This is a genomic window from Methylobacterium indicum, from assembly GCF_017347565.1.
Classification (GTDB): domain Bacteria; phylum Pseudomonadota; class Alphaproteobacteria; order Rhizobiales; family Beijerinckiaceae; genus Methylobacterium; species Methylobacterium indicum.
In genome coordinates, this window is record NZ_AP024145.1 from 3181294 (window position 1) to 3202255 (window position 20962).

The window sequence follows — 20962 nt, forward strand, 5'->3', positions numbered from 1 at the left end:
TTGAGAGGCTGCTTCGCCGGTCAGCGATTTCCATCCCGCCTGCGACCTCATCCTGAGGTCGCAGGCGGGATGGAAAGGCCCCTCCGGTGCGGTTTGCTCAGAGTTCCAGAATCGCCTTGATCACCCCCGCCTCCGGCCGCAGCCAGTCGCGAAACAGCTCGGGCCCGTCGGCGAGCGCGCCGCGATGGGTGCAGAGCGCCCGGGTCGGCACGCGGCCGGCCTGCATCTGGCGCACCACCTCGGCGAAGTCGTCGGGTTGGGCGTTGCGGCTGGCAAACAGCGTGGTCTCGCGCTTGTGGAATTCGGGATCCGAGAACACGATGTCGTCGCGCACCACGCTCACCAGCACGTAGCGCCCGCCATGGCCGACGAATCCGAAGCCGCGCTGCATCGCGGCGCGGTTGCCGGTGCAGTCGATCACGCAATCGTAGTAGTCGCCGGAGGTGGCGGCGCCCGCCTTCGCCTCGGCCTCGTCATTGGCGAGGAGCAGCGCGTCGGCGCCGAGCGCGGTTTGCGTGAAGGCGAGCCGGTCCTCGCGCAGGTCCATGACCGTGACGTGGGCGCCCCGCGCCTTGGCGAAGATCACCGCCGACATGCCGATCGGGCCGGAGCCGACCACCAGCACGCGATCGTCCGCCGCGATGCCGCCGCGCTTCACGCCGTGCGCGCCGATCGCCAAAAACTCGATCATCGCGGCGTCGTCGAGGGGGGTATCGCCCACCGGCACCACGTTCCGCGCCGGCACGCTGATCAGCTCGGCCATGCCGCCGTCGCAGTGGACGCCGAGCACGGAGATGTTCTGGCAGGCATTGGTCACGCCCTTGCGGCAGGCGACGCAATGTCCGCAGGACAGGTACGGGACCACGTAGCAGTTCTGGCCCGCCACGAGCCCGCTGCCGGCCGGCGCCCGCTCGATCGTGCCGGAGAGCTCGTGGCCCATCACCCGCGGATATTGCAGGAACGGGTGCTTGCCCTGGTAGATGTGGAAATCCGTGCCGCAGATCCCGACCCGGCGGATGCGCACCAGCGCCTCGCCCTCGGCCGGGACCGGCTCCGGCCGCTCGGTCAGCCGCAGCCGGCCCGGCTCGTCGCAGAGGAGCACCTTCATGGTGGGAGGTCTTTCGAGAGAATCGATTGAGAGAGGGGTGGTGGTGAGACGATGAGGCGCGGGCTTTCCCCCTCCCCCTTCTGCGGGGGAGGGTGGCGAGCGGAGCAGGCCGGGAGAGGGGACGCCGTTTCCAGAGAAGTCGCGCGCTTCATGAAGGGCGCCACTTGGAACAGCGTCGCCCTGCCCCTCTCCCACCCGGCGCACGAGTGCTTCGCACTCGCAGCCGGGCACCCTCCCCCGCAGAGGGGGGGAGGGAACGAGCCTGCGCCCTTCCATTTCCCCGGACAGCACTACGCTCGTGGGGATAGGTGAAAACCCGCGCCTTATCCAGATTACGCCAGCATCTCCGGCGGCAGGTCGCTGCCGTGATAGGTCTTGTAGATCGTGTTGAGCTTGCCGTTGCGCAGGTTTTTGTGCACCCACTCGTTGAGCGCGGCCTGGAGCTTGGTCTCGCCCTTGCGGATGCCGATCGCGTACGGAAACGTCCGCATCACGATCTTGGTCTCGAACGGCGCCGGGGGCTTGCGGGCATTGGCGGTGTTCATGACCTGCGGCGAGGTCGCCACCATGTCGACCTGGCCCGAGACCATCGCGGTGATCAGCGTGGCGTCGTCGTCGTAGCGCACCATCTGGGCGCCCTGGGCGCGCGCGGTCGCCTCCTTGTCGTTGGTGCTGCCGCGGGTGGTGCCGAGGCGCTTGCCGACGACGGCCGCGTAGTCCTTGACCTCGCGGTCCTTCGGCCCGGCGATCACCGCCTGGATCACCCCGTAGGGGTCCGAGAAGTCGATCACCTTCTGGCGCTCCTCGTTCACGCTGAACGAGGCGATGACCATGTCGGCCTTGCCGGTGAGCAGGAACGGCACCCGGTTCGGGCTCGTCACCTGCACGATCTCGAGCGGCAGCTCCCAGTCGGCGGCGAGCAGCCGCGCGGTCTCGACGTCCGAGCCGGTCGGCTGCATCGCGGCATCGGTCATGCCGAAGGGCGGCGAGCCGAGATCGAGGGCGACGAGCAGCTTCTTGCGGCTCTTGATCGTGTCGAGCGTGTCGGCGAGGGCCGGCATCGCCAGGGTCGAGGCGGCCGCGAGGCCGCCGGCCAGGAAGGTCCTGCGCTTCATCCCCAAATCTCCTTGATTCTTACAGCCCGCTGCCGACGAAGTCGCGCAATTCGGGCGTGCGTGGGTGGTCGAGGTCGCGGCCGGCCAGGGTCTCCCAGACCCGGCCCTGGCGCATGTAGATGACGGTGCCGGCGACCCGGCGGGCAAAGCCCATCTCGTGGGTGACGAGGATCATGGTCATGCCGCCGCGGGCCAGATCCTCCATGACGCGCAGCACCTCCGAGGTCAGCTGCGGGTCGAGCGCCGAGGTGACCTCGTCGAACAGCATCACCTGCGGCTGCATGGCGAGCGAGCGGGCGATGGCGACGCGCTGCTGCTGCCCGCCCGACAGCTGCTCGGGATAGTGCTCGGCCTTCTCGGCGAGGCCGACCCGGGTCAGGCAGTCCATCGCGAGGTCGCGCGCATCCTTGCGCGAGACGCCCTTCACGCAGGTCGGCGCCAGCATGATGTTCTGGAGCGCGGTCAGATGCGGGAAGAGGTTGTAGCTCTGGAAGACGATACCGACCGAGAGCCGCAGGGCCCGCTTGTCGAGGCTGGGCGCGTGGATCGCGTGGCCGCAGACCTCGATCGCCCCCTCCTCGATCGTCTCCAGCGCGTTGATGCAGCGGAGCGCGGTGGACTTGCCCGAGCCGGACTGGCCGATCAGCGCCACCACCTCGCCGCGGCCGACCTCGAACGAGACGCCGTCCAGCACCTTCAGCGGGCCGAAGCTCTTGTGGACGTTGGCAAGCTTAACGACGGCCGACATTGAGCCTCCTCTCCAGCCCGCGGCTCCAGGCCGACAGCGGATAGCAGATGGCGAAGTAGAACAGCGCCACGGTCACAAAGATGATGAAGGGCTGGAAGATCGAGTTGTTGATGAGCTTGCCGGCCTGCGACAATTCCACGAAGCCGACCACCGAGGCGAGCGAGGTGTTCTTGACGATCTGGACCAGGAACCCGACCGTCGGCGCGGTGGCAAGCCGCATCGCCTGGGGCAGCACGACCCGGGTCAGCCGCTGCCAGGGCGACAGGGCCAGGCACTCGGCCGCCTCCCACTGGGTCTTCGGCACCGCCTCGATGCAGCCGCGCCAGATCTCGCCGAGGAAGCCGGAGGCGTAGATCGTCAGGCCTGCGCCGGCCGCGATCAGGGCCGGCAGCTGATCGAAGCCCGCGATGGCGAGGCCGAAATAGATCATGAACAGGAGAATCAGGAGCGGCGTGCCCTGGACCACCTGGACGTAGGCCGAGGCGAGCCCGCGCACGACCCGGTTCGGCGAGATGCGCGCCAGCGCCACGCCGAAGCCGAGGAGGCCGCCGCCGATGAAGGCGATGCCTGAGAGCGCCAGCGTCCAGCCGGCGGCCTGGAGCAGGAACCAGAGGTGCTGGGGTCCGAAAGTGGGCATGGGTCCCCTCCCCGCTAGAGCGCCGTGCCGAGCTTGCGCCGGCGGGTGAAGACGAGGAGGCCGAAGCCCCAGAAGGCCCAGCGGACGACGAAGGACAGGGCGAGGTAGACGAGGCCGACGACGATGTAGGTCTCGAAGCTGCGGAAGGTGTCGGACTGGATGCGGTTCGCCACCGCCGTCAGCTCCTCGGCCGAGATCTGCGAGCAGATCGAGGAGGCGAGCATCAGCAGAACGTACTGGCTGACCAGCGCCGGGTAGACCCGCTCGATCGCCGGGCGGAGCACGACGTGCCAGTAGATCTGGCGGCGGTTGAGCCCCAGGCATTCCCCGGCCTCGACCTGCGCCTTGTGGATGCTCTCGATCCCGGCACGCATGATCTCGCAGGTATAGGCGACCACGTTGACGACGAGCGCCAGCACCGCCGCGACGTTGGCGTCGACCCGTAGGCCCAGCACCGCGATGCCGAAATAGACGAGGAAGATCTGGACCAGCAGCGGCGTGTTGCGGATCACCTCGACATAGGCGCCGACGACCCGCTTGAGCCAGGGCGGCCCATCGGCCCGGGCGATGGCGCAGAGCGCGCCGCCGACGAAGCCGAGCACGGTCGCGACCGCCGAGAGCTGGAGCGTGAGCCAGACGCCGGCGGCGAACTCGCGCCAGTACGGCAGCAGGGCGGCGAAATCGAACTGGTAGGTCATGCCGCGGGCGCTGTCGGATAGGCGGCGGCGAGCGCCCGGAGCACCGGCGCCGGCAGGTCGGCGCCGGTCTCTCCGACCCAGGCCAGGAAGGCGTCGACCCGGCGCTCGACCTTCTGGACGTGGTTCTGGGCGATGTCGGCGATGCGGTGGTTCAGATACGGGTTGAGGAAGCGGTCGAGGGTGGCCGCCACATAGTCGCGGGCCTGCGCCTCCATCCCGCGGGCGGAAAATCCCGGCACCACCTCGTCGCGATAGAGCGCGTCGAGCCGCGCCCGCACCGCCGGATCGGCCAGGATCTCCCGCACGGTCTCACCGGCCGGGCGGCCCTCGCGCTGCCAGATCTCGGCGAGGAAGGTGTGGCCGAGATTGAGGATGTGGATCTTCAGCCGCTCGTAGGGTTCGAGGTCGTCGGCGAGCACGATGCAGGGGTGCTCGCACGGCACCAGGAGGCCCGGTCGGCGCTCGATCGCCCAGATGGCGTAGGGTTCGGCGACGGCGCCGACCGGCTCGATCGGCTCGGAGACGATGCGGTCGACCAGCGTGTCGGTGAACGTCGCACCCTCGCGCAGCCAGGCGGAAAAGGCCGCCGGCAGGCCGGCCTCGGCGGCGAGATCGAGGACGAGGCCCTGCAGCACCCGCCCGTTGCGGTGGATCAGCTCGCAGGGCAGCACCGTCAGCGGGCGCCCGCCCGCCTGCCAGCGGCGGTGGAGGAGCTGGGCGAGCTTGCCCGGGAACGAGGCCGGCGGATGCGCCGCGACCCAGGCGCCGCCGCGGTCGGAGGCGGGGATCGCGTAGCCGGTATCGCCGGTATTCGAGAGGAGGATGTCGGCCTCCTCGACGACGAGGGCGGTCACGGCGTCCCAGTCGGTCGCCGCCGACAGGCCGCGATCGATGCTGGTGACGGTAATCGGCCGCTCGACCGGGACGCCGTCCGCGATGCCGCGGATGATCACCGGGTAGCCGCCGGGGGCCCCGAAGGCCGCGACGCGCCCGGCCCGGGCGGCGTCCCCCGAGGTCTGCACCACGGTCACCGGCCCGACATCCTGGCCCGCCTCGCGCGCCTCGTGGATGAACAGGTCGGCATGGGCCTGGAGGAAGCGGCTGGTCCCGAACTGGACCACGCGCCGGGTCGAGCGGGCGGCGCTCATGCGCGGACGACCGCGCAGGCGGAGATGCTGCCGAACTGGGCCAAGGGCGGGTCCTCACCGGATGGGTCTTATGTATTATCGTGCATAAAGAACCGGCGATCAGGCGCTGTCAAACGGTTTTTTATGTGCAAAGATCCGGTTCGGGGGTCGATGGACGCGCTCGCGCGGCCGTGCTGCATTGACGGCTCTCCGGAGGGGTGGGATGCGGGCGAACACGGTCCACAAGCGGGCCTACAACCGGTGCCTGGCGATGCTGGCGGCCCGGCCGCCCGGGGCCTGGGGGGTGTCGGAAGCCGACCTGTCCGAGTCCCTGGAGGTGAGCCGCACCACGGTGCGGGCCGTGCTCTCCGGGCTCGCGGGGGCGGGCCTCGTCGGGACGGAGGGTGGCCGCCGCTGCCTCCTGCGCCATCCGGTCCCCGACGACTATTTTCCCGACATCGAGACCGAGACGGTGGCGGAGGCCGTCGAGCGCAAGTTCATGCAATGGGTGCTCCAGGGCGATTGCCGCCCCGGCCAGACGGTCAACACCGCCGAGCTGGCCCGCCTGTTCGGCACCTCGACCACGGCGGTGCGGGAATACCTGACCCGGTTCAGCCAGGTCGGGCTGCTCAAGCGGCGCGAGAACAGCGGCTGGATCTTCGCCGGGGTGACGCCGGACTTCGCCGCCGAGATCTACGAGATCCGCGAGATGTTCGAGTTGCGCTCGGCCCGGCGCTTCGTCGAGCTGGCGCCGGACGCGCCGGCCTGGGCCGAGCTCGACGCCATCGCGGGCGAGCACCGGGCGCTTCTCGCCGAGATCGACGCGCGCTACCGCGATTTCTCGCGCCTCGACGAGCGCCTGCACCGCCTGATCCACGACGCGTCGCGCAACCGCTTCATCCGCGATTTCTACGACGTGATCTCGATCGTCTTCCACTACCACTACCAGTGGGACAAGTCGGACGAGAAGGAGCGCCACCGCGTCGCCCTGCTCGAGCACCTCGACTACATCGATGCGCTGCGCTCCCGCGACCTAAGCCTGATCGACCAGACCTGCCGGGCCCATCTGCGCACCGCCCGGGCGACGCTGTTGCGCTCGATCGCCGTCGGACCGCTCGGCGGCGTGCCGGCTCCGGGGCGCGAGCCGGAGGCGGAGGCTGACGAGGCGCACCCCTCCGCCGGGGAGTTGTTCGGTGAAAGGAACAGCGCTGGATTTTCCCCTCTCCCCGCACGCGGCAAGGCTGTCCGGGGAAAATCCCTTTAAGAATCAAGCGCGAGATCCCCTCTCCCACACGGGAGGGGGTGGACGCGCTATTCCTCTCCCCGGACAGTCCTGCGGATGCCGGATGACAAGCTGCGATCGCATATAGTGACGATTTTTTGATTATCGATTGAATTATTATAAAAAATAATTGCGATAATGGCTCATTTTTAGATGAAAATAACATCTTTATATTCAGATCAAAGGTTGATCGTTCCGATGCATTCGCTATCAGCGCCCTGCGCAGCCACAGCCGGTAAGTCTCGGCACTCGTGGGTAAGGCTTCATTTACCCTGTTGCGCGATGAAGAAAGCAACCGCGCGAAGGACGGTCGCCGAGCCTGGTTCCCGGTTTCACTCACTGTCGGAGATCCGATGCCGGTGCGGCGCGCGAGGGTTGGGAGGCTGGCTTGCATCCTCGCGATCCTGGCGGGCTCACCCGGTGCTGCCCGGGGGCAGAGCCTGGAGGAGGCCTCCGCCGCGGCGCTGGAATCGAGCTTCGTGCTGCGGGCCGAGCGCGCGCGCCAGGACGGCGCCGAGGAGCGCCTGCGCGGCGCCATCGACGCCTTCATGCCCTCGGTCGCCTTCACGGCCGACCGCCCGCTGCGCAGCCGCATCACCTATTCGCCGGACGCCGCCCCGCCGGTGGTCGGGCTCGACGCGACACCGCGGCGCGCGCCGAGCGTCGTCGGGATCACCGCGAGCCTGCCGCTCTTCGACGGGTTCCGGCGCTGGCACAGCTTCCAGTCGGCCCGCACGCTGGCCGAATCGGGCCGGATGCTGCTGATCGGCCGGCGCCAGCAGGTGCTGCTCGACACCGCGCTGGCCTATATCGCGGTCCTGCGCGACACCCGCATCCTCGCCGCCCGCGAGGCCCAGCTCGCCGCCATCCAGCGCATCGCCGCCTTCACCGACAAGCAGTTCGAGCTCAACGACGCCACCCGCACCGACACGGCGCTCGCCCGCTCGCGGGTGCAGGAGGCCGAGGCTCTGCGGCTGCGCGCCCAGGCCGACCTCACCGCCTCGCGGCTCGAATTCACCCGCCTGACCCGGATGGCACCGGAGCGGATGCGCCCGCCGCGCCTCCCCGACGAGCTGCCGCGCACCGCCGATGCCTTCGCCGATCTGGTGCGCCGGGCCAATCCCGACATCGCGGCGTTCCAGCTCGAGGCGGAGGCCGCGGGCTACCAGGCCAAGGCGGCGGTCGCCGACCTCCTGCCCAAGGTCAACCTGCAATTCTCCAAGATCGGGCAGCTCGGCTACAGTCCGGTCCTCGACCGGATCACCGACACCACGACCCGGATCGTGGCGACCGTGCCGATCTACGAACCCGGCACCCTGCCGCGCATCGGCGAGGCCTCGGCCTTCGCCCGCCAGCGCGGCTACGAGGCGCAGGACAAGGAGCTCGCGACCCTCACCTCGGCCCGCATCGCCTTCGCGCGCCGCCAGGCCACCGCCGAGCAGTACACGCAGCTCGTCGCCCGCATCCGCGAGCTGCGCGAGACGATGCGGGGCTTTTCGATCGAGCGGACGGCCGGGTTCCGCACCGTCCTCGACGAACTGAACATCCGGGGCGAGCTCGCCAATGCCGAGGTGGCCGCGGAGATCGTCCTGAACGAGCGCGACAGCCAGTCGTTGCAACTCGCCGCGGCCGCCGCCCTCCTCGACGCCGCGCCGGGCGGTCCCGGCGCGCGGTTCGAGTCCCTCGCCCCTCCGCCGCCGCCGGCCCTGCGCCGGTCGCTCGTGGCGACACCCATTGATATGGCACCGGCCCTGCGCGGAAGTGAGGTGCCGGAGTTCAGGCCGCGTCCGGCACCGATTCTGAGGCTGTCGCGGACGGAGGTGGATAGTCGCTGACGAGTGAGGGTCAAAACCTAGAGCGCTTCACGATCGCGTTGCAATCGCGAAGCTCTCTAAGTCTTTGTTTTGCCGCATTTTCTTCGACGAACCGGCATCCACTTCGTCGGAAAATGCTCTAGTAAGCGTGACGCATGTCGGAACGCCATGGGCGAAAGGCCGCTCGGGGTGCGACGCTGCCCTCCGGTAGATGAGAAGCGGCAGACGCGGGGGTTGGGGCATGGGGTTCGCGATTTCACTTCGGAGCGACCATCCGAGTGCGGACATCGTTCGTGCGCTGTGGGATGTTGTTCAGCAGTTCGAGGATCGACCCTCGATGGCTCTCCTCGGCTATCCGCCCCACGTTACCCTCGCCATCTACGAAGGTGATGTGGTGGGAGAAAATGAGGTTCGGAGGGCGCTCGATGAAGCCACCAGAAACATCGGCGCGATGACACTGACCTTTGACGCCATTCGCAGCTTTGAGGGGCCGCCGATGGTTCTATGGGCTTCGCCCCGTCCTAGCGTGGTCCTGCGGAAGATCCACGAAGCCGTTCACGCCACCATCGATCCTATGTCTTGTCGGCTGCATTATCGTCCTGGGACGTGGAGGCCTCACTGCACGCTGGGTACGCAGGTAAGGAACGATCGACGTGAGGCTGCGCTGGCTTATGCTCGCAACGCCGACAGCGTATTCGATGTAGTGTTCGACGCTATCGACTGTATATATTTCCCGCCTATCAAGCCTTTCGATCTGCGTAAGATTTCTTAGACGACGAAGTTCGGCATGTTGATAATTGACAAAAAGCCAATCTCCAAAATGGCTGGCTGAAAAGATCTGGCAGTTGATCTGCGCGATTTCCATCCGTGCTGAGAAGATTCCGCATAGCGACATGCGTCCCGCGCTTACCCAATGTTATCAGCGGCTCCGGATTTGGTCTCTGCTTCCACGAATTCTGAATGACATGACGTTTTGATACTGGTGAGGGCGATTCAAATACCATGCCTTGAACCGCCCATCCCTCACGCCGCCTCCGTCACCGGCCCGGGCTTGGCCGGCGGGCGCGGGTCCTCGGTCAGCCGGCCGTTCTCGATGCGAAACACCCGGTCGACCTGATCGAGGAGCCGCTCGCTGTGGGTGATGAAGACCTTGGCGGCCTTCACGCCTTTCAGGCTCTCGACCAGCGCCGTCTCGGTCGCCGGATCGAGATTGGCCGTCACCTCGTCGAGGAGCAGCAGCCGCGGCCGGCGGCAGAGGGCGCGGGCGAGCAGCAGGCGCCGGCGCTGGCCGGTCGAGAGCACGCTGCCCTCCTCCGAGACGTGGGTGGCGTAGCCCTGCGGCAGCCGCTCGACCTCGTCGCGCAAGCCGACCCGGACCAGGGCCGCCTCCATCTCGGCATGGGACACGGCGGGGTCGAACAGCGACAGGTTGTCGGCGACGGTGCCGGCAAACAGGCCGTCATCGGCGAAGACGACGCCGAGATTGGACCGGTACTCGCGCTTGCCGAACTGGCCGAGCGCGACCCCGTCCACCGTGACCGCGCCGGCGGCCGGCTCGGTCAGGCTGGCCAGCACCCGCATCAGCGAGGACTTGCCGGAGCCCGACGCGCCGACGATCGCGATGGTCTCGCAGCGGCCGACATCGATGGACAGCGAGGCGCCGGTCAGGATCGGCTCGTCGCCGCGGCCGAACTGGATCGTCACGTCCTCGATCCGCACCTCCTTGCGGATCGCCCGGTGGAAGGTCGCCTCGTGCAGGCCCTCCTCCGGCGCCTGGCCGATCACGTCGTCGAGGCGGGCGACGTGGACCTTGAGGGCGGCGAGCTGCAGCAGGCTCGAGGTCAGGTGGTTGACCCGGTCGAAGAAGTCGGTGCGCAAGGCGATGAAGGCGTAGAGCGTGCCGATCGTCAGCGTGTTCTTGATGACGCCGGTGATGCCGAGATAGAGCGTCGCCACGGTGCTGACCGCGATGACGACGTGCATCAGGAACTCGGCGTCGAGCCCGGCCTTCTTCGCCCGGAAGTCGAGGTTGGCGAAGCGCGCAAAACTCTCGAACCAGTTCATGGCGAAGAGCTCGGTGCTGTTATGCGCCTTGAGGCTGCCGATGCGCTGCAACCCGTCGATCAGGCTCGCCTGCTCCTGCGAGCGGGCTTCGAGCGAGCCGGCGGTGGCGCGGTCGAGCGTCGGGAAGGTGACGAAGCGCATCGACAGCACGGCGGCGAGCGTCGCCAGCGTGATCGACGCCATGGCGGGCGAGTAATAGTACATCAGCCCGACGAGCAGGAACGACGTGCCGATATCGGCAAACGACGTGACGAGCCCCCCGACCATGAAGTTGCGGATCGTGTCGATCGACTGGATGCGGGTGACGAAGTCGCCCGGATGGCGCAGCTCGAAGTAGCTCAGCGGCAGCCGCAGGGCGTGGCCGACGACGTTGCGGGTGAACTGGAGCTGGAGCAGCGTCGAGGCGCGCAACGCGATGTAGCCGCGCAGCCACTGCCCGAACGCCTCGAACAGCATCATCAGCACGAGGCCGGCGGCCAGCATCTGCATCAGGTCGAGATCGACCTGCGGGATCACTACGTCGAGCGCGATCTGGAGCAGCACCGGGGTCGTGAGGCCGAGCAGCGAGATCGCCACCGAGACCAGCGTGATCTGCCACACCGTGCCGCCGAGGCCCCGGGCGCTGCGCAGGATGTCGAACAGCTTGAGCCGGTCGCCGACCTTGATGGCGCGAAAGTCCATCCGGGGGGCGAATTCGAGCACCACGCCGGCAAACAGCCGCTCCATGTCGGCGCGCTCGTAGATGCGCAGGCCGAATTCCGGGTCCTGGATGTGGTACTTCCCGCGAGAGATCTTCTCCAGCACCACGAAGTGGTTGCCGCGCCAGTGCAGGATCGCCGGCAAGGCCACCTGCTCCAGCTCGGTCACGCCGTCGAGGGCGTAGCCGCTGGCGTCGAGGTCGAGGCTGTCGGCGAGCTGCACGATGCTGGCGAGCGTCATGCCGTTGCGCGAGAGCGGAAACAGCGCCCGCAGATAGGCGAGGTCGATGTCGTGGCGGTGGTAGTTCGCCACCATCGCGAGCGCCGCGAGCCCGCACTCGTTGGCCTCGTTCTGGAGGATCGAGCGCACCCGCCGGCGCGGGCTGAGCGTGCGCTTGAGCCAGTCGGTCATCGGATCATCCCCTGGCTCATCATCCTCGCCCGCGCATCGCCCGGATCGGATCGAGCATCCAGTCGATCAGCCGGCGCCGCTCGACCACGATGTCGGCCGACAGCGTCGAGCCGATGCGGATCGGCTCGTCGATCCCGTAGGCGCGCATGGTGCGCGAGTCGGGCCGCACCTCGACCCGGTAGACGGATTGGCGCGCCGCCGCGGCGGCCGCGTCGCCGGTGCCGTCCTCGGCGGAGGCGAGCATCGGGTTGCGCAACGGCGTGCCGGAGATCACCGCGATCGTGCCCTTGGCGATGCCGAAGGTCTTGAACGGGAAGGCGTCGTATTTCAGCACGACCTCCTGTCCGACCTTGGCGAGCCCGATGGCGCGGGCCGGCACCTCGAGCACGACGAGCGGGTCGGCCCTCGTGTCGCCGAGGATCGCCACGACCTGGTCGGCGGTCACCGAATCGCCGGGCTGGACGTAGAGGCCGGCGACCTGCCCGTCGGTGGGCGCCACCACGTCGATGCGCGACTGGGCGCCGAGCGCGGTGATCTGCGCCTCGATGGCGCTCAGCTCGTTGCGGGTCGTGGCGAGCTGGGCCGCCTTCTCGGTGTCGCCGGTGCGCTGCGCCCGCAGGCGCTCGGAGGTGCTCTGCCGCAGCTCGGCCCGGCGGGCGCGCAATTCGGCGATCTGGCGGGCGTAGTCGAGGGCGGCGCGGCGCTGGCCGTTGAGGGTCTCGCGGGTGGCGTAGCCTTGGCGCAGGTAGGCCTCGACGCGGGCGACCATCTCCTCCTGCTGCTTGAGCCCCTCCTTGAGGGTGCGCTCCTGCTCGTCGAGGGCGCGGAGCACCGCCGTGACGTTGCGTTCGGTCTCGTCGCGGTCGCCGCGGGTCGAATCGAGATAGGCCGAGAGGCGCGCCTCCTCGGCGGCGAGCCCGGTGCGGCGCTCCTGGAGGCTGCGCAGCGTGGCCCCGACGGTGGAGACGCCGCCCGTCGTCTGCTCGCGCAGCTGCACCTGCATCAGGCGCTCGCCGCGCCGCACGGTGTCGCCCTGCTTGACGGTGATCTCGCGGACGATGCCGGCGGCCTGGGCGTCGAGGCGGGTGAGGCCCGAGGCCGCCGAGACGTAGCCGCGCACCGCCTCCGAGCGGGCGAGGCGGCCGAGAAAGAGGCTGGCGACGATCACCACGATGATGGCGCCGAAGAACCAGGCCATCCAGACGCTGCCGCGGTCGTGCTGGAGATGGACGGCGCCGGTGAGCCGCCGGCGCCGGAAACTGGCCTCCGCGGGGGGAGGCGCCGCGGGTTCGCTCATCGATCGTCCGCTCGCGAGGCCTTTACGCCGCGAGGTCGTGCGGCGCCCCTCCGCGCATCGGAAGGGTGTCCTGCACCGTCTCAGACGAGGGTAAATAATCGGCAAGCATCGGCCAGAGGTGCCACTGTTCCGGCCGGGCCGCGATCGCGGCCTGGAGGTGACGACGCATGATGTCGGCCACCGTCGCCCGCTCCTCGGGCCCCTGACCGCGCACCTCGAAGGGCCGCCCGAAGGTCACGGTGTCGCCGTCGTCGTCCATGGTGGTGGCGAGCGGCACCACGGTGGCGCCGGTGAGGCGCGCCAGGGTGTCGGTGCCGAAGGCGAAGCGGAAGGGCCGGCCGAACATCGGCATCTCGGCCGGCGCGCCGTAGGACGGGTCGAGGTCGCAGAACACCACGATCACCGCGCCCTTCTGGGCGAAGCGGATCGCCGACAGGAAATCGGACCGGTTGCCGACATTCAGGAAGCGGACGTCGACATCGACCTCGCGCAGGCGTTCGATGACCTCCGTCTCCATCGCCATGTCGTCGCGCTGGCGCAGCACCAGCATCGGCCGGCCGGGGAAGTGGCGCAGCATCAGGGCGGCGAGCCCGACCACGTAGGCGCCCATGTGGAGGGGAGCGAGGATCACCGGCCGGTTGGTCGCGGCGACCCGCTCCATCACCGCCGGGTCGCTCACCGTGACCCGGGCGATGTCGCGCCGGATGGCGGCGATCGGGCGCCGGTGCAGGGCGCACCACTCGATCTCGGCGGCCACGTCGTGCCGGGCGGCCTGTCGCGAGAGGCGCAGGGCCTCGCGGCGCGGCAGGCGCAGCACGCTCTCGAAGGTCGCGGCGAAGCCGGCCTCGTCGTTCCGGCCCCGGAGGCGGGCGACGAGGCCGCGCGCCGCCAGGACCGACTTGAGCACCCGCCGGCGCCACACCAGCGGCAGGCCCGCGAGGCGGGCGTAGGTCCAGGGGATGGTCGGGGCGGTGGTCATCGGATGCAACTCTCCTTCTGCCGGCGCGCCCCGCACATCCCCGTTCCGTCGACCCGGCTCAGCAGCCCTTCTTGGACTTGGTGCTGCCGCAGGTCGGGGCCGGGGGGCAGGCCGGGGCGCAACCGATCGAGACGCCGACGCCCACGCCGACGCAGAGGGTGCCGCCAGCGACGGTGCCGAGGGTCTTGAGGTCGAGCTTCTTCATGATGTCTCTCCTGATGGTGTTCTGGTTGTGGGAAACCACGTCGCCGGAGCGAGGAACCGCGTCCGGCTCGGCAGCCCTGGCTCAGCAGCCCTTCTTGGACTTGGTGCTGCCGCAGGTCGGGGCCGGGGGGCAGGCCGGCGCGCAGCCGATCGAGACGCCGACGCCGACCGAAACGCCGAGGGTGCCGCCGGCGACGGTGCCGAGGGTCTTGAGATCGAGCTTCTTCATGGTGTTCCTCCAAGGACTATCGGGTGAGTGGGACGCCGCAGGTTCGCCGAGAAGACGTCGTGGGGGTTGTCCTCGGCAGCCCGTCTTCAGCAGCCCTTCTTGGACTTCACGCTGCCGCAGCTCGGAGCCGGCGGGCAGACCGGAGCCGGGGGCGGGCAGGCCGGGGCGCAGACGGGGGCACAGATAGTGCCGCCAGCGATGGTGCCGAGGGTCTTGAGGTCGAGCGTCTTCATCGTGGCCATCCTCTGGTCCGGGATTGCTGTCGCGTCCCGTTCGCAGTCTTGAGATGCCAGATGTGCCGAAACGTGTCGATAGACACGAACGGATACTTGAGGACTCGTTTACCAAAGCGGTTCTAGAAAGTGGATCGACTTCAAGGCCTTGCGCCGCCCCCTCGGTAACTGCGTAGGTAATTTCTCCGCGGAAGGCCTGTGCATGACGGGACCGCGGCGGCGCGGGAACAGGGCGGATCTGCTCTTCGGGGCAGGGTGTGGGGCGGCGTCAACTACGAGACCCGGACTTCGCGATACTGCCGTTCTCCCGGCCGCGGCTGCGTCCATCCGGGCGCCTGGCCCGACCACGGCCTTGCCGGCGCGTTCCGGGCCCAGGCGGCCGACAATCCACGGCTCGGACGCCTGCCCGATCGCACAGTCCAGCGGAGTATTCGTGGCGGCCGCTTCGGCCGCTTCGGCCGCGTCGGCCGCCTCGGCGGTTCAAGCCGCGAGGCGCGGCGGGCCCGCCCGCAGCAGCATGCCGAAGAGGTCGCGCGGATCGTCCGGGTCGGCCAGGAGATCGAGGTTCTCGTAGAAGGGCCGCTCGGCGAGCAGGGCGCGCACGGTGCGCAGGGCGGAAAAATCCTCGATCGCGAAGCCGACCGAGTCGAACACCGTGACCTCGCGCGCATCCCGGCGCCCGGGCGCCTGCCCGGACAGGACCCGCCACAGCTCGGTCACCGGGTAGTCCGGAGCCAATTGCTGGATCTCGCCCTCGATCCGGGTCTGGGGCTCGTATTCGACGAAGATCCCGGCCCGGCGCAGGATCTCCGGCGCCAGCTCGGTCTTGCCCGGGCAATCGCCGCCGACGGCGTTGACGTGCATCCCCTCCCCGACGAGGTTGTCGCCGAGGATCACGGCATTGCGCTTGTCCGCCGTGACCGTCGTGACGATGTCGGCGCCCCGCACCGCGTCCGCCGTGCTGGTGCAGGCCGTGATCGCGAAGCCGAACCGGGCGAGATTGCGCCGGCACTTCTCGGTCGCCGCCGGGTCGATGTCGTGGAGGCGTAGCGCCTCGATGCCGAGGAGCGCCCGGAAGGCCAGGGCCTGGAACTCCGCCTGGGCGCCGTTGCCGATCAGCGCCATGGTGCGCGCGCCCGGCCGGGCGAGGTGTCGCGCGGCGAGCGCCGAGGTGGCGGCGGTGCGCAGGGCCGTGAGCAGCGTCATCTCGGTCACGAGCACAGGGTAGCCGCTGCCGACATCGGCCAGGACGCCGAAGGCGGTGACGGTCTGGCGCCCGTCGGCAGCGTTCTTCGGGTGGCCGTTGACGTACTTGAAGCCGTAGGTGGTGCCGTCGCTCGTCGGCATCAGCTCGATCACGCCCTCGGCGCTGTGGGCGGCGATCCGGGGCGTCTTGTGAAACGCCTCCCACCGCGAAAAATCCTCGGCGATGGCCCCGGCGAGGCGGACCAGCAGCGCCTCGATGCCGACCGCGTGGACGAGGCGCATCATGTTGTCGACGCTGACGAAGGGGACGACGTTGAGCGCGGTCATCTAGAAGCTCCGGGTCGGGCGGTCGAGGATGCGCCGGCCGAAGAGGCTGGCGGCGAGGTCGGTCATCAGCCGGGCGGTGCGGCCGCGCTCGTCGAGGAAGGGGTTGAGCTCCACGAGGTCGAGGCTGCGCACCAGGCCGGAATCGTGCAGCAACTCCATGATCAGGTGGGCCTCCCGGAAGGTGGCTCCGCCCGGGACCGTGGTGCCGACGCCGGGCGCGATGCCGGGATCGAGGAAGTCGACGTCGAGGCTCACATGCAGCAGGCCCTCCGCCGCCGCGACGTCGCCCAGGAAGTCGCGCAAGGGGGCGACGATCCCGGTTTCGTCGATGTCGCGCATGTCGTGCACCCGGGCGCCGCTGCCCGTCAGGGCCGCCCGCTCCGCCGGGTCGACGCTGCGCAGGCCGACCATGCAGATCCTGGCCGGATCGAGGGCGGCGTCGAGGGGCGGGAAATAGCCGGCAAAACCCGGCCGCCCGGTGAGGTAGGCCAGCGGCACGCCGTGCAGGTTGCCGCTCGTCGTGGTGTCGAGGGTGTGGAGGTCGGCATGGGCGTCGAGCCAGAGCAGGAAGAGCGGGCGCCCCTCGGCCTTCGCCCGGAGCGCCATGCCCGCCACGGTGCCGGCCGAGAGGCTGTGGTCGCCGCCCAGGAAGATCGGCCGTGCCGCCTCGCTCGCCCGGAAGGCGGCCTCGGCGAGGGCCAGCGTCCAGCCCGCGATCTCGGCGAGATGATGGATCGCCCGGTTGGGGTGAGGCGGCGCGTCGAAGGGCTTCGGGACGACGGTCCCGGCATCCTCGACCGGGAGGCCGAGGTCGCGCAGCGCCTGCGGCAGGCCCGCCGCCCGGTAGGCGCTCGGCCCCATGTCGCAGCCGAGCCGGTCCGTGCCCGACTGCACCGGCGCCCCGACCAGGACGCACCGATCCAGATTCCTCAGACCCATCCGCTCGCCTCCCCGAACCGTCGAACCACCTCGACGGTACCAAGGGGATGCGTCACTCCGAACACGGGAAGCTGGTCGATTTTTCAGGCCGATCGCGCATTCTGAGAAGCCACGTCGCGCAGAGTGGCGGAATGGACGATCTCGATCAGGCCCTGGTCACCCTGTTGCGGCACGATTGCCGGCGGCCGGTCTCGGAACTGGCGGTGCTGCTGAAGGTCTCGCGCGCCACCGTGCGGGCACGGATCGACCGGCTCGAACGCGAGGGCGAGATCATCGGCTACACGGTGGTCCTGCGGGCGGATGCCCAGCCGGCGGCGGTGCGGGCGATCACCCTGATCGCGGTCGAGGGGCGCCGGGCCGGCGACGTGATCGACGCCCTCAAGGGATTCGCCGAGATCACGTCCGTCCACACCACGGTCGGCCGCTGGGACATCATCGTGGAGGTGTCGGCCGGCAGCCTGCCGGAACTCGACGAGATGCTGCGCCGGGTGCGCCTGGTGCCGGGGGTGACGACCTCGGAGACGCATCTGCTGCTCGCGACGCCGCGGAGCGCCCGGGCGCGGCTGTAGTCGTCCGGGCTCGGGTCACGCGACGGGCCGGATACGGAATCCGGCATCCCGGGCTCCGCTGTCGCGGCCCCGGGACGACGTCATGGGAGGCAATCGACGATCGCCGGCGTTCCGCTCAGACCGGGCGCTGCAGCTTGCAGGCGTCGATGGCGTCGAGCGCCTTGGCGCGGGCCGAATCGTTGAAGTAGCCGGTGGCCCGGTAGGCCTCGATCTCGGAGGCGTCGAGCGAGCGCAGGGTGGTCTTGGCGTAGCAGCCGCAGGGGCGCTCGAAGCCGGCCTCGGCAGTGCTCTGCAGCCGGGCCTGGACGACCGTGCAGGCGCGGCGCACCCGGCTCTCGAGATCCGCCTTGGGCGCGGTGCGCAGGGCCGGGTCGGGCTGGTAGGCCTCGAGCTGCGACGAGGACGCGCCGGCGAGAGCCGCGGTAGCGCCGAGCGCGAGGAAGCCGGCGGCGAGGAGGGTGCGGAGACGCATGGGAGAAGAGGTCCGTTGGGCTGCTTGTCGTCAAGCTCGACCGTTGGACGCCGAAACTCCCCGCCCGCACAAGGGCGGGCGGGCCACACCGGGGCGCGAAACGCCGAGCGTGCGCTACTGCGGCAGCACCGCGATCGCGACGTGGTTGTCGTGGAAGGCGGCGCCGCCGAAGGGGGCGGCCGCATCGGCCCCGGTGAGGGTGTTGATGCCGCGCCCGTCCGGGTAGGCGTCGTTCGGCCAGATCGACTCGGCGATCAGCACGCCGCGGCGCAGGCCGGCAAACAGCGTCGCCCGCAGGGTGACGGCGCCGCGCTCGTTCGAGAGCCGCACCCAGGCCCCCTCCCCGATCCCGAGCGGACCGGCATCCTCCGGGTGGATCATCACCGTCGGATGGCGCTCCTTGGCGAGCGAGGTCGGGGTCTCGGTGAAGCTCGAATTGAGGAAGTTGCGCGCCGGGCTGGTGGCGAGGCGGAACGGATGGGCCTCCGTCGCGCTCATCAGCGGCGCCTCCCAATGGTCGGGGAGCGGCGGCATCGCCGGCCCGCGCGGGCCGTCCTTGGCCACCGGCACCTTGCTCCAGTCCGGCTTGAAGCGGAAGCGCCGGTCGGGATAGGCGAAGCCGTCGAGGAAGTGGGCGCGCTCGTAAGCGGGCTGCACGTCGAGGAAGCCGTCCTCCTCCATCTCGGCCAGGCTGCCGCGGCGCGAGGCCTTCAGCGTCGCGTCGACCAGTTCGCGCGGGCTCATCGCGAAGCCCGGATGCTCGGCGCCGAGCCGCTCGGCGAGGCCCACGATCACCTCGTGGTTCGAGCGGCAGAGCGCGGGCGGCGCGATGCGCTTCAAGCCGAGCTGGATGTGCTGCTGGCCGCCGCCGGTATAGAGGTCGTCGTGCTCCAGGAACATCGTGGCCGGCAGGACGAGATCGGCCATCCGGGCGGTCTCGGTCATGAACTGCTCGTGGACGCAGACGAACAGGTCCTCGCGGGCAAAGCCCCGCTTCACCAGCTCCTGCTCGGGGGCGACCGAGACCGGGTTGGTGTTCTGGATCAGCATCGCGGTCACCGGCGGGCCGTGGCGCAGGGCCTCCGGGTCGCCGGTGAGCACCCGGCCGATCTGCGACTGGTCGAGCATCCGGGTGCCGGGGCGGACGACGTCCAGCCCCTCGATCAGGCGCTTGTCGAGGCCGAACACGCCGCTGTTCGAGTGGAAGGCGCCGCCGCCGCGATGCTGCCAGGCCCCCGTCACCGCCGGGATGCAGAGCGCCGCATGCATGTTGGCGGCGCCGTTGCGGCTGCGGGCGAAGCCGTAGCCGAGGCGGAAGAACGTGTTCTTCGTCGTCCCCACGAGGTGGGCGAAACGCTCGATCTCCTCGACGGTCAGGCCGGTGATCGCGGCGGCCCATGCGGGGTCGCGGGTCTTCAGGTGGGCTTCCAGCTCCTCCGGGCAGTCGGTGTAGCGGGCCATGTAGGCGCGATCGGCCAGCCCATCCCGGAACAGCACGTGCATCACCGCGCAGGCGAGCGCCCCGTCGGTCCCCGGCCGCAGGAGCAGGGCGAGGTCGGCTTGGCGCATCGTCGGATTGTCGTAGATGTCGACCACGACGACCTTCGCACCGCGGTTCTTGCGGGCGGCCTGGACGTGGGTCATCAGGTTGACCTGGGTGTGCACCGGGTTGGTGCCCCAGATCACCACGCAGTCGCTCTCGGCGATCTCCCGCGGATCGACCCCGGCGAGGCGGCCGGTGCCGGCGATGTAGCCCGACCAGGCGAGCGTGGTGCAGATGGTCGAGAACTGGCCGGAATAGCCCTTGGCGTGGCGCAGGCGGTTGATGCCGTCGCGCATCACCAGCCCCATCGTGCCGGCATAGTAGTAGGGCCAGACCGCTTCCGGCCCGTGCGCGGCCTCCGCCTCGCGGAACTCCGCCGCCACGCGGTCGAGGGCCTCGTCCCAGCCGATCGGCGCGAAGTCCCCGGAGCCCTTGGGGCCGGTGCGGATCAGCGGCTGGGTCAGCCGGTCGGGATGGTGGATGCGCTCGGCGTAGCGGGCGACCTTGGCGCAGACGACGCCCGCCGTGTAGCTGTGGCGCGGGTTGCCGCGCACCCGGCCGATGGTCGCGCCGTCGATCACCTCGACCTCGAGGGCGCAGACCGACGGGCAGTCGTGCGGGCAGGTGGAGGTCGTCCGCTCGATCCGTGGCTGCGCCGTCACCTGCTCGCTCCCCATGAAAAAAAGCCCCCGCCTTGCGGCGAGGGCCCTCAACCTATCGGTGTTTCCCGGGCGGGGAAACCGGTCAGCCGACGATGTCCTTGTCGTCGAAGAACTGCTTGATCTCGATGCCGGCGTTCTCGAGGCTGTCGGAGCCGTGGACGGTGTTCTCGCCGACCGACTTCGCGAATTTCTGGCGGATGGTGCCCTCGGCGGCCTGGGCCGGGTTGGTGGCGCCCATGACCTCACGGTACTTGGCGACGGCGTTCTCGCCCTCGAGCACCTGGACCACGACCGGGCCCGAGGTCATGAACTCGACGAGCTCGCCGTAGAACGGACGCTCGGCATGGACCTCGTAGAACTTCTTGGCCTGGGCGTCGGACATGCGGATGCGGCGCTGGGCGACGATGCGCAGGCCCGCCTCCTCGATCACGGCGTTGACCGCGCCGGTGAGGTTCCGGGCGGTGGCGTCGGGCTTCAGGATGGAGAAGGTGCGCTCGGTGGCCATGGGACGGTCCGTTCAGAAGAAAAGCGGTGGCGGGGGCGGTGGGAGGCCGCGCGGCACCGGACCTGAGGGTCCGGCGGAGCCGGGCGCGAGCGCC

Annotated in this window: 20 protein-coding genes and 1 pseudogene; 4 read left to right on the forward strand and 17 right to left on the reverse strand. The window is 69.6% G+C overall.

What is annotated here, in order from left to right:
* Nucleotides 1–97: 97 nt before the first annotated feature.
* The 6 genes from miv_RS14845 to miv_RS14870 form a co-directional block, all read right to left on the reverse strand.
* Nucleotides 98–1108, reverse strand: coding sequence for a zinc-binding alcohol dehydrogenase family protein (locus tag miv_RS14845; RefSeq protein WP_207183295.1), 1011 nt, complete (start codon nt 1106–1108; stop codon nt 98–100).
* A gap of 332 nt (nt 1109–1440) precedes the next feature.
* Entirely contained in the window at nt 1441–2223 is a 783-nt protein-coding gene (locus tag miv_RS14850; protein ID WP_048429240.1) for a transporter substrate-binding domain-containing protein, read from the reverse strand.
* A 19-nt stretch (nt 2224–2242) separates the two neighbouring features.
* Nucleotides 2243–2971, reverse strand: coding sequence for an amino acid ABC transporter ATP-binding protein (locus miv_RS14855; protein ID WP_207183296.1), 729 nt, complete (start codon nt 2969–2971; stop codon nt 2243–2245).
* Complete coding sequence (locus miv_RS14860; RefSeq protein ID WP_048429242.1) at nt 2955–3608, reverse strand: amino acid ABC transporter permease; 654 nt, start codon at nt 3606–3608, stop codon at nt 2955–2957. Before miv_RS14860 ends, miv_RS14855 begins: the two co-directional genes overlap by 17 nt.
* Nucleotides 3609–3622: 14 nt before the next feature.
* Nucleotides 3623–4306, reverse strand: a complete 684-nt coding sequence (locus miv_RS14865; protein ID WP_058620337.1) for an amino acid ABC transporter permease — start codon at nt 4304–4306, stop codon at nt 3623–3625.
* Nucleotides 4303–5454, reverse strand: coding sequence for a mannitol dehydrogenase family protein (locus tag miv_RS14870; RefSeq protein WP_207183297.1), 1152 nt, complete (start codon nt 5452–5454; stop codon nt 4303–4305). Before miv_RS14870 ends, miv_RS14865 begins: the two co-directional genes overlap by 4 nt.
* A gap of 202 nt (nt 5455–5656) precedes the next feature.
* Between miv_RS14870 and miv_RS14875 the strand changes: the two are divergent.
* The 3 genes and pseudogenes from miv_RS14875 to miv_RS14885 all read left to right on the forward strand — a co-directional run.
* Nucleotides 5657–6538: pseudogene (locus miv_RS14875) on the forward strand (GntR family transcriptional regulator); the annotation flags it as partial.
* Between the two features lie 530 nt (nt 6539–7068).
* The gene (locus miv_RS14880; RefSeq protein ID WP_207183298.1) at nt 7069–8550 is read left to right on the forward strand and encodes a TolC family protein; all 1482 of its coding nucleotides are present in this window, start codon (nt 7069–7071) and stop codon (nt 8548–8550) included.
* Nucleotides 8551–8866: 316 nt separating this feature from the next.
* On the forward strand, nt 8867–9301 hold the full coding sequence (locus miv_RS14885) for a 2'-5' RNA ligase family protein (protein WP_158004054.1): 435 nt from the start codon (nt 8867–8869) through the stop codon (nt 9299–9301).
* Between the two features lie 251 nt (nt 9302–9552).
* Here miv_RS14885 and miv_RS14890 read toward each other — a convergent pair whose 3' ends face one another.
* The 8 genes from miv_RS14890 to rocF all read right to left on the reverse strand — a co-directional run bounded on the left by miv_RS14890 (nt 9553) and on the right by rocF (nt 17117).
* Nucleotides 9553–11703: a peptidase domain-containing ABC transporter gene (locus tag miv_RS14890; protein WP_207183299.1), complete on the reverse strand. Its 2151-nt coding sequence runs from the start codon at nt 11701–11703 to the stop codon at nt 9553–9555.
* 19 nt (nt 11704–11722) lie between these two features.
* A complete protein-coding gene (locus miv_RS14895; RefSeq protein ID WP_207183300.1) occupies nt 11723–13000 on the reverse strand; it encodes an HlyD family secretion protein in 1278 nt (425 codons plus the stop codon).
* A 22-nt stretch (nt 13001–13022) separates the two neighbouring features.
* The gene (locus miv_RS14900) at nt 13023–13979 is read right to left on the reverse strand and encodes a lysophospholipid acyltransferase family protein (protein ID WP_207183301.1); all 957 of its coding nucleotides are present in this window, start codon (nt 13977–13979) and stop codon (nt 13023–13025) included.
* Nucleotides 13980–14037: 58 nt separating this feature from the next.
* Nucleotides 14038–14184 (reverse strand): hypothetical protein, encoded by a 147-nt coding sequence (locus miv_RS14905; protein WP_158004055.1) that lies wholly within the window; start codon nt 14182–14184, stop codon nt 14038–14040.
* An 81-nt stretch (nt 14185–14265) separates the two neighbouring features.
* Nucleotides 14266–14412, reverse strand: coding sequence for a hypothetical protein (locus miv_RS14910; RefSeq protein WP_158004056.1), 147 nt, complete (start codon nt 14410–14412; stop codon nt 14266–14268).
* Between the two features lie 86 nt (nt 14413–14498).
* Entirely contained in the window at nt 14499–14645 is a 147-nt protein-coding gene (locus miv_RS14915; RefSeq protein WP_207183302.1) for a hypothetical protein, read from the reverse strand.
* Nucleotides 14646–15125: 480 nt separating this feature from the next.
* Nucleotides 15126–16178, reverse strand: coding sequence for an ornithine cyclodeaminase (locus miv_RS14920; protein WP_207183303.1), 1053 nt, complete (start codon nt 16176–16178; stop codon nt 15126–15128).
* Entirely contained in the window at nt 16179–17117 is a 939-nt protein-coding gene (gene rocF / locus miv_RS14925) for an arginase (RefSeq protein ID WP_207183304.1), read from the reverse strand.
* 131 nt (nt 17118–17248) lie between these two features.
* Between rocF and miv_RS14930 the strand changes: the two genes are divergently transcribed.
* Nucleotides 17249–17686, forward strand: a complete 438-nt coding sequence (locus tag miv_RS14930; protein ID WP_048429251.1) for an Lrp/AsnC family transcriptional regulator — start codon at nt 17249–17251, stop codon at nt 17684–17686.
* 115 nt (nt 17687–17801) lie between these two features.
* Here miv_RS14930 and miv_RS14935 read toward each other — a convergent pair whose 3' ends face one another.
* The 3 genes from miv_RS14935 to ndk all read right to left on the reverse strand — a co-directional run bounded on the left by miv_RS14935 (nt 17802) and on the right by ndk (nt 20868).
* Nucleotides 17802–18158, reverse strand: a complete 357-nt coding sequence (locus miv_RS14935; protein ID WP_207183305.1) for a hypothetical protein — start codon at nt 18156–18158, stop codon at nt 17802–17804.
* Nucleotides 18159–18272: 114 nt separating this feature from the next.
* Nucleotides 18273–20363: a molybdopterin-dependent oxidoreductase gene (locus miv_RS14940; RefSeq protein WP_244749011.1), complete on the reverse strand. Its 2091-nt coding sequence runs from the start codon at nt 20361–20363 to the stop codon at nt 18273–18275.
* An 82-nt stretch (nt 20364–20445) separates the two neighbouring features.
* Nucleotides 20446–20868 carry a nucleoside-diphosphate kinase gene (gene ndk, locus miv_RS14945; RefSeq protein ID WP_048429253.1) on the reverse strand — a complete coding sequence of 141 codons (423 nt, stop codon included), beginning with the start codon at nt 20866–20868 and terminating at the stop codon, nt 20446–20448.
* Nucleotides 20869–20962: the final 94 nt, after the last annotated feature.

Bases quoted from the DNA above. Each gene is read 5' to 3' on its own strand.
- miv_RS14845 (WP_207183295.1), bottom strand. From the start codon at position 1,108: ATGAAGGTGCTCCTCTGCGACGAGCCGGGCCGGCTGCGGCTGACCGAG.
- miv_RS14850 (WP_048429240.1), bottom strand. From the start codon at position 2,223: ATGAAGCGCAGGACCTTCCTGGCCGGCGGCCTCGCGGCCGCCTCGACC.
- miv_RS14855 (WP_207183296.1), bottom strand. From the start codon at position 2,971: ATGTCGGCCGTCGTTAAGCTTGCCAACGTCCACAAGAGCTTCGGCCCG.
- miv_RS14860 (WP_048429242.1), bottom strand. From the start codon at position 3,608: ATGCCCACTTTCGGACCCCAGCACCTCTGGTTCCTGCTCCAGGCCGCC.
- miv_RS14865 (WP_058620337.1), bottom strand. From the start codon at position 4,306: ATGACCTACCAGTTCGATTTCGCCGCCCTGCTGCCGTACTGGCGCGAG.
- miv_RS14870 (WP_207183297.1), bottom strand. From the start codon at position 5,454: ATGAGCGCCGCCCGCTCGACCCGGCGCGTGGTCCAGTTCGGGACCAGC.
- miv_RS14880 (WP_207183298.1), top strand. From the start codon at position 7,069: ATGCCGGTGCGGCGCGCGAGGGTTGGGAGGCTGGCTTGCATCCTCGCG.
- miv_RS14885 (WP_158004054.1), top strand. From the start codon at position 8,867: ATGGCTCTCCTCGGCTATCCGCCCCACGTTACCCTCGCCATCTACGAA.
- miv_RS14890 (WP_207183299.1), bottom strand. From the start codon at position 11,703: ATGACCGACTGGCTCAAGCGCACGCTCAGCCCGCGCCGGCGGGTGCGC.
- miv_RS14895 (WP_207183300.1), bottom strand. From the start codon at position 13,000: ATGAGCGAACCCGCGGCGCCTCCCCCCGCGGAGGCCAGTTTCCGGCGC.
- miv_RS14900 (WP_207183301.1), bottom strand. From the start codon at position 13,979: ATGACCACCGCCCCGACCATCCCCTGGACCTACGCCCGCCTCGCGGGC.
- miv_RS14905 (WP_158004055.1), bottom strand. From the start codon at position 14,184: ATGAAGAAGCTCGACCTCAAGACCCTCGGCACCGTCGCTGGCGGCACC.
- miv_RS14910 (WP_158004056.1), bottom strand. From the start codon at position 14,412: ATGAAGAAGCTCGATCTCAAGACCCTCGGCACCGTCGCCGGCGGCACC.
- miv_RS14915 (WP_207183302.1), bottom strand. From the start codon at position 14,645: ATGAAGACGCTCGACCTCAAGACCCTCGGCACCATCGCTGGCGGCACT.
- miv_RS14920 (WP_207183303.1), bottom strand. From the start codon at position 16,178: ATGACCGCGCTCAACGTCGTCCCCTTCGTCAGCGTCGACAACATGATG.
- rocF (WP_207183304.1), bottom strand. From the start codon at position 17,117: ATGGGTCTGAGGAATCTGGATCGGTGCGTCCTGGTCGGGGCGCCGGTG.
- miv_RS14930 (WP_048429251.1), top strand. From the start codon at position 17,249: ATGGACGATCTCGATCAGGCCCTGGTCACCCTGTTGCGGCACGATTGC.
- miv_RS14935 (WP_207183305.1), bottom strand. From the start codon at position 18,158: ATGCGTCTCCGCACCCTCCTCGCCGCCGGCTTCCTCGCGCTCGGCGCT.
- ndk (WP_048429253.1), bottom strand. From the start codon at position 20,868: ATGGCCACCGAGCGCACCTTCTCCATCCTGAAGCCCGACGCCACCGCC.